The organism is Mycoplasma sp. 21DD0573, from assembly GCF_034863425.1.
Lineage (GTDB): Bacteria > Bacillota_I > Bacilli_A > Mycoplasmatales > Metamycoplasmataceae > Mycoplasmopsis.
In genome coordinates this window covers 1-16,593 of the sequence record NZ_JAYFEZ010000014.1, presented here as the reverse complement: position 1 = coordinate 16,593, position 16,593 = coordinate 1, and the positions used below count along the sequence as shown (strand labels likewise).

At 28.1% G+C, this 16,593-nt stretch carries 19 protein-coding genes and 3 tRNA genes; 15 read left to right on the top strand and 7 right to left on the bottom strand.

Annotation, left to right across the window (positions count from 1 at the left end; genetic code table 4):
* Nucleotides 1–202: 202 nt before the first annotated feature.
* The 6 genes from VBM86_RS02600 to truB all read right to left on the bottom strand — a co-directional run bounded on the left by VBM86_RS02600 (nt 203) and on the right by truB (nt 5,269).
* Nucleotides 203–1,030, bottom strand: coding sequence for a TIGR00282 family metallophosphoesterase (locus VBM86_RS02600; RefSeq protein WP_323189761.1), 828 nt, complete (start codon nt 1,028–1,030; stop codon nt 203–205).
* A gap of 42 nt (nt 1,031–1,072) precedes the next feature.
* A complete protein-coding gene (gene recA, locus VBM86_RS02595; RefSeq protein WP_323189760.1) occupies nt 1,073–2,086 on the bottom strand; it encodes a recombinase RecA in 1,014 nt (337 codons plus the stop codon).
* A 201-nt stretch (nt 2,087–2,287) separates the two neighbouring features.
* Nucleotides 2,288–2,554 (bottom strand): 30S ribosomal protein S15, encoded by a 267-nt coding sequence (gene rpsO, locus VBM86_RS02590; RefSeq protein WP_323177784.1) that lies wholly within the window; start codon nt 2,552–2,554, stop codon nt 2,288–2,290.
* A 199-nt stretch (nt 2,555–2,753) separates the two neighbouring features.
* Entirely contained in the window at nt 2,754–3,611 is an 858-nt protein-coding gene (locus VBM86_RS02585) for an FAD synthase (protein WP_323189759.1), read from the bottom strand.
* A 1-nt stretch (nt 3,612) separates the two neighbouring features.
* Nucleotides 3,613–4,428 carry a YcsE-related riboflavin metabolism phosphatase gene (locus tag VBM86_RS02580; protein WP_323189758.1) on the bottom strand — a complete coding sequence of 272 codons (816 nt, stop codon included), beginning with the start codon at nt 4,426–4,428 and terminating at the stop codon, nt 3,613–3,615.
* Nucleotides 4,409–5,269 carry a tRNA pseudouridine(55) synthase TruB gene (gene truB, locus VBM86_RS02575; protein ID WP_323189757.1) on the bottom strand — a complete coding sequence of 287 codons (861 nt, stop codon included), beginning with the start codon at nt 5,267–5,269 and terminating at the stop codon, nt 4,409–4,411. The genes VBM86_RS02580 and truB overlap by 20 nt, the downstream gene beginning before the upstream one ends.
* Before the next feature lie 104 nt (nt 5,270–5,373).
* Between truB and gmk the strand changes: the two genes are divergently transcribed.
* The 15 genes from gmk (at nt 5,374) to tig (ending at nt 16,135) form a co-directional block, all read left to right on the top strand.
* Nucleotides 5,374–5,976: a guanylate kinase gene (gmk, locus tag VBM86_RS02570; protein ID WP_257089243.1), complete on the top strand. Its 603-nt coding sequence runs from the start codon at nt 5,374–5,376 to the stop codon at nt 5,974–5,976.
* Nucleotides 5,969–6,736, top strand: a complete 768-nt coding sequence (locus VBM86_RS02565) for a PP2C family serine/threonine-protein phosphatase (protein WP_323189189.1) — start codon at nt 5,969–5,971, stop codon at nt 6,734–6,736. The genes gmk and VBM86_RS02565 overlap by 8 nt, the downstream gene beginning before the upstream one ends.
* Complete coding sequence (locus VBM86_RS02560) at nt 6,729–7,733, top strand: serine/threonine-protein kinase (protein WP_323189188.1); 1,005 nt, start codon at nt 6,729–6,731, stop codon at nt 7,731–7,733. The genes VBM86_RS02565 and VBM86_RS02560 overlap by 8 nt, the downstream gene beginning before the upstream one ends.
* Entirely contained in the window at nt 7,733–8,590 is an 858-nt protein-coding gene (rsgA, locus tag VBM86_RS02555; protein WP_323176819.1) for a ribosome small subunit-dependent GTPase A, read from the top strand. Before VBM86_RS02560 ends, rsgA begins: the two co-directional genes overlap by 1 nt.
* Nucleotides 8,568–9,254 carry a ribulose-phosphate 3-epimerase gene (locus tag VBM86_RS02550; protein WP_323176818.1) on the top strand — a complete coding sequence of 229 codons (687 nt, stop codon included), beginning with the start codon at nt 8,568–8,570 and terminating at the stop codon, nt 9,252–9,254. Before rsgA ends, VBM86_RS02550 begins: the two co-directional genes overlap by 23 nt.
* A 121-nt stretch (nt 9,255–9,375) precedes the next feature.
* Nucleotides 9,376–9,459: transfer RNA gene (locus VBM86_RS02545), tRNA-Tyr, on the top strand.
* Nucleotides 9,460–9,463: 4 nt separating this feature from the next.
* Nucleotides 9,464–9,538: transfer RNA gene (locus VBM86_RS02540), tRNA-Gln, on the top strand.
* A gap of 142 nt (nt 9,539–9,680) precedes the next feature.
* On the top strand, nt 9,681–11,126 hold the full coding sequence (proS, locus tag VBM86_RS02535; RefSeq protein ID WP_323189756.1) for a proline--tRNA ligase: 1,446 nt from the start codon (nt 9,681–9,683) through the stop codon (nt 11,124–11,126).
* Nucleotides 11,127–11,264: 138 nt separating this feature from the next.
* Complete coding sequence (locus VBM86_RS02530; RefSeq protein WP_323176816.1) at nt 11,265–11,720, top strand: MG284/MPN403 family protein; 456 nt, start codon at nt 11,265–11,267, stop codon at nt 11,718–11,720.
* Nucleotides 11,721–11,724: 4 nt separating this feature from the next.
* Complete coding sequence (locus VBM86_RS02525) at nt 11,725–12,954, top strand: MHO_1580 family protein (RefSeq protein ID WP_323176815.1); 1,230 nt, start codon at nt 11,725–11,727, stop codon at nt 12,952–12,954.
* Nucleotides 12,914–13,372: an MHO_1590 family protein gene (locus VBM86_RS02520; RefSeq protein WP_323176814.1), complete on the top strand. Its 459-nt coding sequence runs from the start codon at nt 12,914–12,916 to the stop codon at nt 13,370–13,372. Before VBM86_RS02525 ends, VBM86_RS02520 begins: the two co-directional genes overlap by 41 nt.
* A gap of 14 nt (nt 13,373–13,386) precedes the next feature.
* A complete protein-coding gene (locus VBM86_RS02515) occupies nt 13,387–13,608 on the top strand; it encodes an acyl carrier protein (RefSeq protein ID WP_257089230.1) in 222 nt (73 codons plus the stop codon).
* A 20-nt stretch (nt 13,609–13,628) separates the two neighbouring features.
* Nucleotides 13,629–13,703: transfer RNA gene (locus VBM86_RS02510), tRNA-Trp, on the top strand.
* 46 nt (nt 13,704–13,749) lie between these two features.
* Nucleotides 13,750–14,745: an NAD(P)H-dependent glycerol-3-phosphate dehydrogenase gene (locus VBM86_RS02505; protein ID WP_323176813.1), complete on the top strand. Its 996-nt coding sequence runs from the start codon at nt 13,750–13,752 to the stop codon at nt 14,743–14,745.
* Nucleotides 14,746–14,833: 88 nt separating this feature from the next.
* Nucleotides 14,834–16,135, top strand: coding sequence for a trigger factor (gene tig, locus VBM86_RS02500; RefSeq protein WP_323176812.1), 1,302 nt, complete (start codon nt 14,834–14,836; stop codon nt 16,133–16,135).
* 144 nt (nt 16,136–16,279) lie between these two features.
* Here tig and VBM86_RS02495 read toward each other — a convergent pair whose 3' ends face one another.
* Nucleotides 16,280–16,504 carry a TM2 domain-containing protein gene (locus tag VBM86_RS02495; protein ID WP_323176811.1) on the bottom strand — a complete coding sequence of 75 codons (225 nt, stop codon included), beginning with the start codon at nt 16,502–16,504 and terminating at the stop codon, nt 16,280–16,282.
* Between the last annotated feature and the right edge of the window lie 89 nt (nt 16,505–16,593).

Sequence of the window (16,593 nt, the reverse complement as noted above, 5' to 3'; positions counted from 1 at the left end):
TATCTAGTTTTCAAAGAACTTCTTCGCTATCAAAAGCATGAATATTATAACACTAAATTAATTTCTCAAAATTTTTTTTAATTTTTTTAATATTGAATAAAAAACACAACTAGTTAATAATTACTAGTTGTGCCACTTAATAATTAACTATCTAAAATTTTCTTCTCAGTCTATTTTTTTGCCCCTCTAAAATTGACTTATTTTAAATTTCTATATTATATATATTGATTGGTTTTATTGTATTCTCTCTTTTAGTGTTTAATTCAATAATTACAGCATTTAACTGTGTGTTATTTTCACTGACAGTAAATTTCTCCCTACTGTTATATCTCATTTTTTTATAAACTTCCTCAAAGTTTGCGCCGATTGCTGCATTCATAGGACCAACCATACCTACATCAGTAATATATGCAGTTCCTTTTGGCAAGATCCTATAATCATTAGTTTGAACATGTGTATGTGTTCCGACTACTGCATCGACAACTCCATCTAAATATAGACCTAGTACATTTTTTTCACTTGTTGTTTCAGCATGGAAATCAACAAAATTGAAGTCCACAGATTCTTCTTCCATAATAGAATCAATAGCATCAAAAAAGTTATTTGCACTTTCTTGTTCTCATGGACTAAGTAGATTATTAAAAGTTATACCCAATAAACTAATAACTCTTAGCTTTGAATTTTTAACTTTAAATATCTTAGCCCCACTTCCTTGATAGCCTCTATCTATGTTTAATGGTCTAATTATGTTATTCTCATTTTCTAATAGTTCATAAATTTCCTCATTAGCTCATACATGGTTTCCCATAGTAAATGCATTTATCCCTAATTCTGAAAGTTTAAAATAATCTGTTTTATTAAGGCCTTTTCTTCCAGAAATGTTTTCCCCTTGAGCAATGATAAAATCTATTTTGTATTTTTCTTTTAAAGTTTGGATATATTTTTCTACAGTTTTAATTCCTGGTTCTCCAAAAATATCTCCAAAAAATAGTATTCTAATTTTCTTATTTCTTTGCTTAGTCAAGTTCATATAGCAATTATATGACTAACAAATTAAATGTTTAACTTATTTTTAACATTTAATTTTAGTTAAAATTGCTTCTCTTAACTCATTGTCATTTTCAATATAATCGCGCATATTTTTCTTTCCTTGAGCTATATTTTTACCATTATAGCTGTATCAAGAACCTTTTTTCTCAATTATTTTTTCTTCGACTGCGACATCAACAAGTTCTGAAAACTTATCAATACCTTTCGAAAATATCAATTCGCTCTGAGCAGACGTATAAGGGGCTGATAATTTATTTTTAACGACCTTGAACCTAATTTCAGTTCCTGTGTTTGATTTTCCATCTGTAATAATCGTTCCTTTCCTTACTTCAACTCTTATACTTGAATAAAATTTAAGAGCACGTCCTCCCGGAGTTGTTTCTGGACTACCAAAAATAACTCCAATTTTTTCCCTCATTTGATTTATAAATAAGATTGTTGTCTTATTCTTATTTGAATTTCCTGTGATTTTTCTAAGTGCTTTTGACATTAATCTTGCTTGAGCACCAATTTGTTGATCACCCATTTCTCCATTTAATTCAGCTTCTGGGACTAATGCAGCAACACTATCAACCACAATCAAGTCAATGAATCCTGATTTAGCTAGTGTATCGACAATTTCTAACGCTTGTTCCCCTGAATTTGGTTGAGATAAAATTAATTTGTCTAGTTGAACACCAATTCTTTTAGCATATTCAGGATCTATTGATTGTTCTGCATCTATAAATGCAGCTAAACCTCCATTCTTTTGAACTTCGGCTATAGTATGTAGAGCTAAAGTTGTTTTACCACTACTTTCAGGACCATAGATTTCAATAATCTTCCCTTGTGGAAAACCACCTATACCTAAGGCTCTGTCTAGAACATAGCTACCACTATGTATAGTTTGTATATTTATTTCAGGTTTTTCACCTAAAATCATTATTGAATCGTTACCAAACCTTTTTTCAATTTCATTTAAAACTGATTTTGCATTTTTCATTAATGTTGCATAATCAGGAATCGGAATGGTTGTTTCGATTTCTGTTAAATTCATTTTTCACCTCCCAATCTAATTACACAACTTTTTTAAGAAAATTTATCGCTCATTCCAAAACTGAACTAAAAAAGAACCACAAGCATCATAGTATAAATTCCCGATTAACTATGATAACTTGTGGTTCATTTTTTATAATAACTGCAATAAAATAAAAATTAAAAATTTTTGGTTAAATTTGAAAAAATTTTAAAAAATCAATTATTTACGAATATTTAAAGCTTCGATCACTTCGTTGTATTTTTCGAAATTTGTTTCTTTTAAATGTCTTAAAAGAACTTTACGATGTGAAATTTTTGCTAAGAAACCTCTTCTAGAATGATTATCTTTTGGGTTGTTAGCAAAGTGAGGTTTTAAAAGTTCGATATCTTCTGTTAAGATAGCAATTTGAACTGCTATATTTCCAGTATCTTTAGAATTTTTACCGAATTTTTCAGTTAATTCTAATTTTCTTTGTTTTGAAACCATAATATCTCCTTTGAATTTGAAATCATTATGTTTATAACCCAGATGTTTTATATTTCAAAACTCCGAGCTATAAATTTGTGTTTTATATGAAAAAATCTGATATTTCCTAGTATCTGTAAGTTTTATTTAATAATTACATATTGCAATTATTTTTAATTATATATCTTTTTAATTAAATTCTTCTAATTCTAAATCTAATTTAATAATTAAATAATATTTCTTTAGATTTTGCAATATCAGTGTCACTTAAAAATGCTTCATATTCATTTTTAATTAATCTAACTACTTTTCTGAATTCAATAACTATTTGACTATGTGCTAAATCTTCAAGTTCAAAGTTAAATAAATCTAAATAAACCGAATGATCCAAATCAATTAATATGCTTGCATATATTACTAAATCGTCAAAATAAATCACACCTGAATATATACCTGGATGAATGTTTACTAAATTTGCAGATTTTGTGATTATTAAATCAGAATTGACATTACAACTGATTGCATAATTGAAAACTAATAATGAATTAACAAAATCTAAATTACCAAACTCTATGCTTTCTTTTAGTTTTGATGTACTGATTTTTACATTTTCAATTTTCCGAGTTGGCTCAGTAATAAATGAATAATTTTTATTTAAAGTATTCTCATTTTTTGCAAGTTCAAAATTATAACTTGCTCGATGACCACATTTATAATCTTCGCCAGATATAAATGTGACTTTTTTATTTTGACCCAATTTATTTAAAAATAAAATTCCATCTCAATTTCTGATCGCTTCAAAATCAAGTTCAATAATTGAATCTAAATCCAATTGAGCAAGTTGCATATATTTTGCATTTTTATCTGTAAAACTAGTTCCATTATCTTTTGGTAACAATTTGTCAGAATTAAAACAAACTAAAATAACTCTGATATCTTCATTTTGTTTTTTTAATTCAATAGCCTTTTTATAGAGTTGATAGTGCCCTAAATGAAATGAATTAAATTCACCTAAAAGAAAAATATCATTATCTTTTGTCTCGAAATCATCTAAATCATAGATTAATAAATCTTCCATATTAAATTAAACCTAATTCTTTTAATTTTAAATATGCTCCATCGTATTCTGCATCTAACATAATTTCATCAGCATATTTTTTAACACTGTTGCTTGCAGTTTCTGTAGTTACACCAATATAAGCTTTTTGCAGCATATCAACATCATTTGCTCCATCACCGAAGGCAATTAGGTTTTCTTGCAATGTGAAACCAAGTTTTTCACACAACACTTCTAAAGCAGTACTTTTCATACAGTTTTTTGGACTAATGAAAATTCCATTACTTCAAGTTGAAGACACTTCCATTGATAAATTGTTATCTTCGATGAATTTTTGCATTTCTTTGCCTAATATTTTTGCATCAGGTGTGTTAATTGTAATCATATATAAATCATCATTTGATAGTTCTTTTTCATCAAAATCGTAATAATTAGTCATAAACGGTCTGATAAATCAAGATCTTAAATCCATTGTAGGCGACTTAAAGACTTTATCAAAATCAGTTACTGCAAATGCAACAATTTTATCTTTATATGCATTATAAAACTTAACAACATCTTCTTTAAGAAGGGTATTTTTGTAAATAAATTTCTCAGTTTTAGGGTCAAAAATAAATGATCCATTTGCTCCTATAAAGTAGTCTGGTTCAAGAATTTTTAAAAAATCCCCAATTGTTGCGAATTCTCTTGCTGTAGCTAAAACTGAAACAATTCCATTTTGTTTTAATAATGGAAAAATTTTTCTTGTATTTAATGAAAATTCTCTGATTCCTTTAGCTAATAATGTCCCATCAATATCAAATGCAGCTACTTTAATATTATCTTTGATTGTTTTCATATAAATTTATCCTTTCAATCGAAACTTTCTTAGGTTTAAAAATACCTTTTATTACTTGCCCAATGGCTCAAATTTCATTTTCATTTGGTGAATAAAGTAAGTAATCACCATCTTCTTTTTCAACTTTAAATTCATTACCATTTCTAATGAATTTAAAAATTTCATTATTTGAAATCATTTTTTTTAGATTTAATAATTTATCAATTTCAATTTGTTCATAGTGTTCTTCAGATAAGTCATCAACAGAAACATTTCCACAGCTTACTCTTTTTAAATAAGTCATTACACAATTTGTTCCTGTCTTTTGTGCCGTATCAACTAAAACACTTCTAACGTAGGTGCCTTCAGAAACTTTTAATTCAACTGTTGCTTCTTGAGTTTGCTCATCAAAATCAATTAAATTGTAAGCGAATATTTCTATTGGTTGTTTTCTTAATTCAACTTCCTTTTTCTCTCTTGCATACTCATATGCTTTCTTACCATTTATCTTTTTCGCACTATATATAGGTGGTATTTGAAATTTTAACGTTTTAACATACTCCATTGCTTCAAGAAAATCTTGTTTTGTAATTGGTTTATTATTTAGCATTTCGACCTTACCATCAACATCATACGTGTCGCTTTTGTAATTCAATTTACATTTTGCTATATAAGTTTTAGTTTTGTCAGCAATATAAGGCAACAATTTAGTTTCAAAATCTGTTGCAAAAATTATTAAACCGCTTGCTAATGGGTCTAAAATTCCAGAATGGCCTATTTTTTTGGCACCCAATTCTTTTTGTAAACCTCTAATAGTTTTATTTGAAAAATCACCACTTTTTTTATGATATTTGTAAAACATAATGCACCTACTTTTAGTATTTAAATTTTATAAGAAAAAATAATATTAATTTAATATTATTTGCAAAGTTATTCAATCACAAAAGTGCTATAATACTTTCAACTATGAATACATCTAAAAATCCAATTATTATTTTCACTGGACCTAGTGGTGTAGGAAAAGGGACAGTTGAAAGATTATTATTCGAATACGATGAGTTAAACTTATCGTTATCTTGTTCTGCTACAACAAGACTTCCTAGAGAAGGAGAGTTAGATGGTATTCATTACTATTTCATTGATAGAGATAGATTCAGAGACAAAATTAAAAGTAGAAAATTTCTTGAATTTTCTTACCATTTAGATAATTATTATGGAACTTTATATTCTGAGTTAGATAAGATTCATAAAAAACATAAAGTGCCTATGTTAGAAATAGAAACAAATGGTGCTAAACAAGTTATTAAGAAGTTCACTCAAGATACAAGAGAAGCTGATAAATATCACTTAATAACTATATTTTTAGCTCCACCATCAGTTGATGATTTAAGAAAAAGAATTTTAAACCGTGGTTCTGAAAATCCACAAACTCTTAAAAGTAGACTTAAAAAAGCCGAAGAAGAAATTGCTGATTCACACATTTTCCAATACATCGTTGTAAATGATGTTCCTGAAAGAGCGGCAGAAGAAATTAGAAGCATTCTACACAAGGAGCTTGGAATTGAGTAGTTTCTATTTTGAATCATTACAAGGTATTAGACCTAAAAACGACGATAGAGTAGCTGTATTTGAAAATGATACAGCTTATTTATCTATTCTATGCGATGGAATTGGTGGACAACCACACGGTGATACGGCTGCTCAAACAATAATTTCAAGATTTAAAACAGAATTTGAAAGCATTGGAACTCTTAATTCAGCAATTGCTATTGAATATTTTATAAAAAACACATTCGACAAAGTTCATAATGATTTTTACAACTTAATCAAAGAAGATCCATCAAAATTTACAATGGGTTCAACTTGTGTTGGATATTATTTTTCTAAATTGTTAAATTCACTTGTGATTTTTAACATCGGTGATAGTAGATGTTATTTATTAATTAAAAAATCTAAAAAAACAGAGCTTAAGTTGATGACAAGAGATCACAACTTATTAAATAAACTTACTGAAGAAAATAAAGATTCATCAACTTTTTCAGATAGCTATTTAAGATTACTTGTTAATGCTATTAGTTACAATAACAAAAAACATTTTGATGTTGACTTATTTGTTTTAGATCCAAAATCATTAAATATTATTGAGTGAATTGTATTAACTTCAGATGGTATTCACGAATTTGTTTCAACTTCAAAAATTGAAAATATTTTAACATCAACCAATTGTCCTGAAGAGGCTACTAAAAAGATAGTCTCAGAGGCACAAAAGAATAAATCAAGTGATAATATGAGCATAGTTTTACAAAGATTGAGAGGTACAAATGAGTAAATCAAACGAACAAATTAACTTAAATCCTCAATCTAATATTTATAAAAAATACGATGTTCAAAGAATTCTTGGAACTGGAGGAATGGGAACTGTTTTTTTGGCTACATTCAAGAATGATAAAAACAAAAAAGTAGCAATTAAATATTTAAATAATATTTTTAATGAAACTGAAGCTAAAAGATTTGAAGATGAAGCTAAATTACTTTCAAAAGTAAAATCTAAGTACTTACCAAGTTTTTATGAGCATCATAAAAGTTCAACTGAAGAATACTATGTTATGGAATATATCAGTGGTTTGACATTGCACGACCACATTCGAAAACATACATCCTTGAGTGCTAAAAAAGCAAGATCATACATTATGGAAATCGCTGAAGGAATAGGCGAACTTCATGTGCATGGAATTATTCACAGGGATATAAAAAGTCAAAATATCATAATTACTAATGACCAAAAAATTAAAATCCTAGACCTTGGCATTTCATTAACTCCTGAATCACAAAGATTAACAAGAGAAAATGCAGTTATTTGTAGCCCGTATTATGCAGCACCTGAATACTCAATTAAAAACCACAAAATAACAAAAGCTGTTGATATTTATGCTTTAGGTGTTTTATTGTTCGAAATGTTAACGGGAACTTATCCATACAAAAGCGAACATGAACATGAAACAATAACATTGCATTATAAAGGTACATTCCCATCAGCCAGAAACTTTACTGATATCCCTCAAGCATTGGATAATGTCATTTTGAAAGCTACAGCTAAAAAACCTGCAGATAGATATCAAACTGTTTTTGAATTTAAAAAAGCCGTCAGCGAATCGCTTGATTCCTCAAAAATGTTTGAGACACCATTGAAACCTGGTAAAGCTAAACAAAAGAAAAAACTTAGCAATATTATTAATAGCAATGCTTTCCTAATTACAATGATTGTTATTATTCTTGTAATAATTCTTGGAGTAGTTTTATGATTTACAATTTGAGGTAGCAATTAATGATTTACAAAGTCACAAAAATTGTCGCAGGAATTTACACATTGCAAAATAATCAAGGTGAGATTTTAAATATACCTGCTGCAGGTAAATTAAGATACCAAAATCAAACACCTATTGTTGGAGATAATGTTTTAGTTGAGAATAATCAATTAAAGGAAATCTTAGAAAGAAAAAACGAATTCATAAGACCCAAAGTTGCAAACGTTGATCAAATGATTGTTGTAATGTCTGTTAAGGATCCACAATTTCAATTTTTTTTAGTTGATAAATATCTTGCGATTATTGAATTTAAGAAAATTAAGCCAGTTATCTTTTTAACCAAGACCGATATGGATCCTGAATACTCTAGAGAAATTTATGAATATTACTCAAATATGGGTTATAAAGTATTTTTAATCGACAATCTAAAACCATCAAGCTACATAAATGAAGTTAAACAAATATTTAAAGATAAATATTCTGTTTTTATGGGTCAAAGTGGTGTTGGAAAAACAACAACTATCAATAATTTGGGCCAATTTAGCTTTGACACTCAAGAAATTTCTAAAGCACTAGGAAGAGGAAAACATACAACAAGAGTTGTGTCAATAATCCCTTTTAATGATGGTTATGTTATTGATACACCTGGCTTTTCATCCTTAAATTTAGATTTAACACCAGTTGAATTAGCACAAAGTTTTGAAACATTTTATGAGTTATCAAAACTTTGCAAATTCAGAAACTGCTTGCACATAAACGAAAAAGATCAAGACTGTGCTATTAAGCAACAAATTAATACTAAGTTAGTTCCTTTAAAACGTTATGAAAATTATGTAAAATTAAATCAAGAAATTAATGAAAATAAAAGAGGATTTTAATATGACAAAATATGTAACACCAAGTTTATTAAATGTTGAAAAAGAAAACAGATTAGCAATGGCTAATACATTGGTTGAAAATGGTATCAAATGAATTCACTATGATGTTATGGATGGAAAATTTGTTCCTAACACAGCAATTCAAGTAGAAGAAATTGAGAACATCAATAAAAACGGTTTAAAACACCTTAAAGATGCTCATTTAATGGTTGTTAACCCTTATGATTATGTAGACCAAGTTAAAGATGTAGTTGATATCATCACATTCCACTTTGAGGCTATCAAAGATGATCTTAAAAAATTTGATGAATTTTTAACTCAAAAATATGATGAATTAAAAATCGGTTTAGCAATCAAACCATCTACATCAGTTGATGAAATTAAGCCATTTTTAGATAGATTAGCTCTTGTTTTAGTTATGTCTGTAGAACCAGGTGCTGGAGGTCAAAAATTTATGCCATCTGCGTTAGAAAAAATTGCTTACTTAAAAGATTTAAAAATTGAAAATGGTTACGAATACTTAATTCAAGTTGATGGAGGAATTAACAATGTAACTGGACCAGAAGCTTTTAAAGCAGGTGCTGATGCATGTGTTGCAGGAACATACATTGTTGTTGAACCAACAAAAGAAAGAATTCAATCAGTTTTAGGACACCATAGATAATTTTAGAAATTAGCAACAATTGTTGCTTTTTCTTTTATATTTTTTCACTCTCATATAACCTAATAAAAAACATTTTTTTATTTTCAAAATATTTTTTTTGTTTTATAATATTGATGTGTTTGGGGGGATAGCAAAGCGGCCAAATGCGGGTGGCTGTAACCCACTTTCTTCGGATTCGGGGGTTCGAATCCCTCTCCCCCCACCATGATTGCCCCATAGCCAAGCGGTAAGGCAGTGGGTTTTGGTTCCACGATGCGTTAGTTCGAATCTAACTGGGGCAGCCATATCACCGAAAGGTGTTTTTTTATTACCTTTTTTACATTACTTTTTTGTTAAAAATGCAATTTTTTAATAAAAATAGTTTAAATTTGCACTTTTTGAATTTTGACCTCTTAAATTTATCTTTTGTGCTAAAATTTAAAAACTATGAATAATAACAAACAATTAGACAAAATTACACCATTAGAACAAGACTTCACTCAATGATATACAGACGTTGTTCAAAACGGAAAATTAATGATGTACGGACCTACAAAAGGTACAATGTTTTTACTTCCTAACTCATATGGAATTTGAGAACTAATTCAAGAAAATTTAAATAAAGCATTCAAAGAAAAAAATGTTCAAAATGTTAACTTGCCATTATTAATTCCTGAATCACTTTTCAACAAAGAAAAAGAACACATTGATGGATTCAATCCTGAACTTGCTACAGTTACAATGGCCGGTAATAAAGAGTTAGATGAGAAACTTTTTATTAGACCTACATCAGAGGTTTTATTTGCGCACTTATTTAAAAACTCAATTCAATCATATAAAGATTTACCAATGATCTACAACCAATGAGTAAGTGTTATTAGATGAGAAAAAACAACTAGACCATTTTTAAGATCTAGAGAATTCTTATGACAAGAAGGACATACAGCTCATTCGTCATCACTGGAAGCTAGAACTCTTTCGAAAGAAATGATTAAAGTGTATTCTAAATTCCTTAAAAAATACCTTGCTATTCCTACTATTATAGGTAAGAAAACACCAAATGAAAAATTCGCAGGTGCATGTACAACTTGAACAATTGAAGCTATGATGAAAAATGGATATGCTCTTCAAGCAGGAACTAGTCACTATTTAGCTCAAAACTTCTCAAAACCTTTTGAAATTCTTTTTAAAAATGAAAAGAATGAATTTGAAAATGTTTATCAAACTTCATGAGGTTGCACAACTAGATTAATTGGTGCACTTATTATGACACATGGTGACAATAGAGGAATTATCATCCCACCTTATGTTGCTCCTGTTCAAGTTGATATTTTAGAATTATTCGCAAATAAGAATCCACAAATTCATGAAACAGCTAAAAAACTTTTCGCTGACCTTACAAGAAAATTCCGTGTTAGATTAGATGATACTGATAAAAATCCAGGTTTCAAAGCTTCTAACTCAGAAATCCAAGGAGTTCCATTAAGAATTGAACTTGGACCTAAAGATTTAGAAAACAATCAAGTTACAATCGTTAGAAGAGATACTCTTGAAAAATCACAAGTAGCAGTTAAAGATGTTAAAAATGTTGTTTCAGAATTATTAAAACAAATTCACGATAATTTATATGAACAAGCCGAACAAAGATTAATTAATAATCAAGAATACGTTTATAACTACGAAGATTTCAAATCAAAAATAGCTGAAAACAAGTTTGTTATTGCTCCATTTTGCTGTGATGGAAATGTTGAAGATCAAATCAAAGAAGACACCGGAGCAACAGCAAGATGTATTCCTCTTTCTTTAGATAAACCAATCAAGGATGTCGAGTGTTTTTGAGAGGGTTGTGATAAGAAAACAAGTAGATATGTGGTCTTCGCAAAGGCATATTAAAAATGATGTTGTACATCATTTTTTTATATTCTATTTTTGCATTAAATGTAAACAAAGCAATAGCTTTGTTCTTTTTTAGTATTTTTTTGATCAAAATCGGTAATTTTTTTACAAAATAAGTGTGAAAGGAGGAAAAATATGGCCAAAAATATTCAAAAAATAATTACATATATAAATTCATTAAACGGAGAAAACATGCAACAAAATCTATTAACCGAAGCACAAGAAAAAGCATTATATGCTCAAGAATGCGCAGTAGTCAATAATATATTTAAATTAAGAGATATTTTTATTAAAAATCTTAAAAGTAAAATAGTTAATTTAGAAACTATTTTAAGACACAAAAATGATCCTGAGGTTTCTAAACAACTCGAGATTGAAACTAACAAACTCAAAAAAGACTCTTCATTAGTCGGATTAGTTTTATCATTGATGAAAATTCAAAATTCTTGAATAATCAACAAAATGTATTGTGATGAAGAAACAAGATATAACAAGGAATGATATACTGATTATTTCTCAAAGACCACATTCTACAAGAGGAAACGAGATGCTATTAAAGAGTTTATAGAAATCTACTTCAACTATGTATAACATTGTGTCCATACACAATCAGGATACTTATATTGTTGAACAAAGAGACTTCAAAGTAAACATATTAAATGGTGGAAATCTAGGAAATTTTAATCCAAGTAATTTTGATTTACCATTTATTATTAGTATAGATAGAATTTTATCAAATGGATATACAGACATCAGTTTTGGATTTAAAGATAAAATCAATACACCATTTACTGAAGCTCTTAGATACCTTCTAAAAAGAAGATTTAATCTAAACATTTTAAATAATAAATTTACTATTAAAGCTTATGTTTTTGTTAATAAGGAACAAAAAGCTGAATTTAGTACCGACGATTTTGGTCTTAGTAATTTCAAGAGACTGAATTTCATTGAGTTAGATACACCATTCAATAAATTAAATTCAATCTTCATTAGGTTTACATTTACATCCAAAGTCCTGGGAATCGAGGAAGAATTATTTAAGGAATATCAGGTAATTTTTGGGAATGAAATTAAGAATTCACAACAAATATCTCCACAAAATTTATTATTTAAAATCAAAGTACCTTACTCATATGTTTTTAATTTTTCTGAAAATTCAACTTACTGAACTAAAAAGTACTATCACAATATCATTTTAGAATTACCAAAAATTAATAATACAAATCAATTCACGAATTTATTGAAAATTACACAATTTAATGATAAAAAAGATAATTTGATGCCTGGAGAAAATAATAAAAATACAGATATGCAAATTAATGTCAATGAAGTTCATATAAATAATTTCTTGTCCAAAAATGAAAAAATTAATTTGCATTTAGAAAAAGAAAATGACGATAATATTTATCACTCTGGACTAATTGAAAATAACTGTTATCACAAGGTGGTAAGGATAGATGACTATTTAACTACTAATGAATCAGATATGACAATTAACAAAATTCCAGGTTTAATACCTAGTAAATCCTTAAAAATTCCATATCAATATAGTGGTCTATTAACTTTTAAATTTCCAATTTCCACACCTTATTTCAATTTTGATTTCATCAAAACTTTTGATATCAAACCCACTCAACTTTACGAAAGTAATACAGATAAAAGATTGAGAATTGCTTATTTTGATGATGACAATCCTAAAGTTACATATCGCTTCGTAATTGACTTAAAAGATTCAATCAAAATAATTAAAGATGAATTTTTCAACTTCAATGAGTTCATTTTAGATGAACAGACAAAGAAAAGACTTAATCAAAAAAATCAGTAAAGTTGTACTCATTTGTGTTGTCGGTGGTTTAATAGGGACTGGTGCATACTTTCTACATAGAAACTTATCAGAAAATAGAAAACAGTTTGAAGAAGTTCCTGGCAAAAGATGAAAAAGAAATAATGGAAAAATCAAAAATTATTACAATTACGAAGAAGATGAGAATTCCTGATTTTTTCCAACATTAGAGGCGAAATATTTTGAAAAATTTGTAAAAGTTGATGAATATGGATTTAAATACATCGATGAAGACATTGTTAAATCTGTAATCCACGACGTAATCAGGAGATTTCCTACAAAATATGGTTCAATTTTGTTCGATTATAAAATTATCAATAAAAATCAAATTTTTATTTATATGAAGCACATTAATGAAGACAAAGTAAAAACTAAAACTTATTTAATAGAGCTTAAATAATATATAATTAAGTCATGAATTCAAATATTAAAGACTTAGTTTTTAGTGAACTTAAAAAAATATCTAAAAACAAAAACATAACAGAAGACTCTAATATTAGAGAACTTGGAGTTGACTCTCTTGATCTAGCTGAATTAATTTTTGATGCTGAAGAAAGATTAGGAATTACAATTTCTGACGATGAATTAAGGGATGTAAAAACAGTTAAAGATGTTATTAGGATTTTAGATAAATAATATATAATATAGATGGCTTTAGGAGTATAGTTCAACGGTAGAACAACGGGCTTCAACCCCGTGTGTTGTGGGTTCGAATCCTGCTACTCCTGCCATTTTTTTGTGCTCTTTTTTTATATTAAATAAAGTAAAATTAGTAATATGAAAGAAAAAATTAAATTCGGTGTGCTAGGGACTGGTGCATTCGGTTCTGCATTAGCAAATATTTTAATTGAGAATAATTTTCCAGTAATTATGTATGGAATTAATGAACAAGAAATTAGCGATATTAACGATGGATATAATCGCAAATTTTTTGGTGAGATTCCATTTAAAAACTCTAATCTTATTTCAGCAACAAATGATTTAGGTTACTTTTATGAAAATGTAAACACAGTGATCCTAGCTGTTCCATCAGTTGCTGTTGGTACAATTTTAAGACAATCAGCCAAAGTGCTTGGAAACAAAAAAATTAGCATTATCAACTTATCAAAAGGTCTTGAACCTGAAACAAAACAATTCTTTTCTGACTATATAACTACTGCATTTGATAAAAATCTTGAAAATCTTGCGTCAATTATGGGGCCATCATTTGCAATTGAAGTTTTTGAAGGAAAACTTACAATGGTTAACATTGTGGGGACAAATTCAAAATTCAACCAAGAAGTTGCACAATGCTTTAATAATTCACATTTTTATGTAAAACCATATGATGATATTAAAGGTGCTGAGGTATTTGCTGCTCTTAAAAATGTTTTGGCGATTGGATTAGGAATGACATCAGTTTTATATCCGGGTCAAAATTCACACGCTGGACTCCTTACATTAGGGACTTATGAAATATTTAAAATATATAAAACTATGTTCCCTAATGAGGAAGATACAATTGGTTACAATTTTGCAGCTATGGGGGATATTTTCTTAACATGTTCATCACCTACAAGTAGAAACTTTAGTTTTGGTATTAATGTTGCAAAAGTAGGTGTTAGAGAAGCTTTAGCAACACAAAACGTAACTACCGAAGGTTACGATACAGCAATAACATTACAAAAAATAATTGAAGAATATAACATTAAAGATATTCCGTTTTTACAAGGAATTATCGATGTTTTATTCAATGACAAAGACCCAAAAGTCATTTTAGATTCAATAATTTAAACATGCTCTCGCATGTTTATTTTTTACACCCTTAATTTTTAATATAGTGTAAAATATTATTAATTTATTAATAATATCGGAGGTAACCATGATTACACATACAAAAGATAAGAAAAAATCAGAAGTTGTTGTTAAAGTTAAAATTAATCAAGCAGATTTTGATAAAAAATTAAAAGAATTTACAGACAAATTAGCTAAAAAAGTTAAAGTTAAAGGTTACAGACCAGGAAAAGCTCCTAAAGCTGAAATCGAAAAATATGTAGACCACAGAGCTGCATTTACTGATACAGTTAACTCATTTAGCAATGAAAATCTTCCAGCTGTTTTTGAATATGCTGCAAAAAACAAAATTAAAGCAGCTAGATACCCAATGTTAGACTTACAAAAAGATGGTGAAGATCTTTACTTAGTTTACATTTTTGTTGAAGAACCAGATTTTGCAGTAGATCCTAAAAAATTAAAATTAGACTACAAATCAATTAAAGTAGCTAAAAAAGATGTTGATGATATGAAGGAAGATATCCAAGAAAAATTATCTGTTAATGAAGAAATTACAGATAAAAAAGCTAAAACAAAACTTGGAGACACAGTTAACATTAACTTCAAAGGATTTATTGACAACACACCATTTGAAGGTGGAGAAGCTGAAAACTACGATTTAAAATTAGGTTCAAAAACATTTATTCCAGGATTTGAAGATCAACTTGTTGGTAAATCAGTAGGTTGAAAAGGTGATGTAGTTGCTACATTCCCTGCTGACTACTTCGTTAAAGAATACCAAAATAAAGAATCAGTATTCCAAGTTTCAATTAACTCAATAAAGAGATTAAAATTATTCGAATTTACAGATGAAAATGTTAAATTACTTGGTGATCCAAAAATCACAGATCTTAAATCACTTGAAAAAGAACTTAAAAACAATGTTTTCATTAAAAAATTCTTCTCAAACGTTGATTCATTCTACCTTTCATTAATTGAACAAACAATCAAATTAGCAAAAGTTAACTTGCACCCATCATTCGTGGAAGAAAGACTTGGATTATTAAAATCTGAATTCGAAAAACAATTAAAACAATTTGGAATGAAGAAAACTGAATACTTGCAATTAATCAAATCATCAGAAGCTGATTTAGAACAAGAATTTGTGAAACAAGCTACAAAAGATGTTGAAAACGCTAAAGCTATTCAATACTGAGTTACTAAATATCCAGTTAATGCTTCAGCAGAGCAAATCGCAGAATTTACATCAAAAATCGAAGCGTTTGGATTTAATAAATCTGTAGCAAACAACTTAATTATCTCAGCATTAAGAATGTCATTAATTTTATCTGACGTAAACTCAGAAGCTGCAGCTAACTTAGAAAGTGACTTTACAAAAATTACAAAATAATACTTTTAATGATCAACTAACTCATTTAAATAATATGAGTTAGTTTTTTTATGCCTTGTTCTCTATAAAAATAAGTAAATTAAAAAATGAACAACTTATATTGTTCATTTTAAAAAAACATAATTTTAATTAGTAATAACTGAATTATCATTTTGAAATTTCGTTACCATTTGCATCTTTTTGTTTTCCACAAACAGCTAAAATGAAGTCAACAATTGGTCAAATTCCAGCTGTAATTCAACATCCTACTAAAAGTTTTAATAAACCTAATCCGATTCTTCCAGCATAGAATCTGTCTACTCCAAATGCTCCTAAGAAGAATGATAATAAAGTTAAAACTAATCTGCTTTTTGGTGATACTGAATTCATAAATGCCTCCTAATTAATCTATAAATTTAATTATTAAACTAGGACAAGAAAAGTAGACAGAAAATAAAAAACTGTCTACTTTTTGTTTA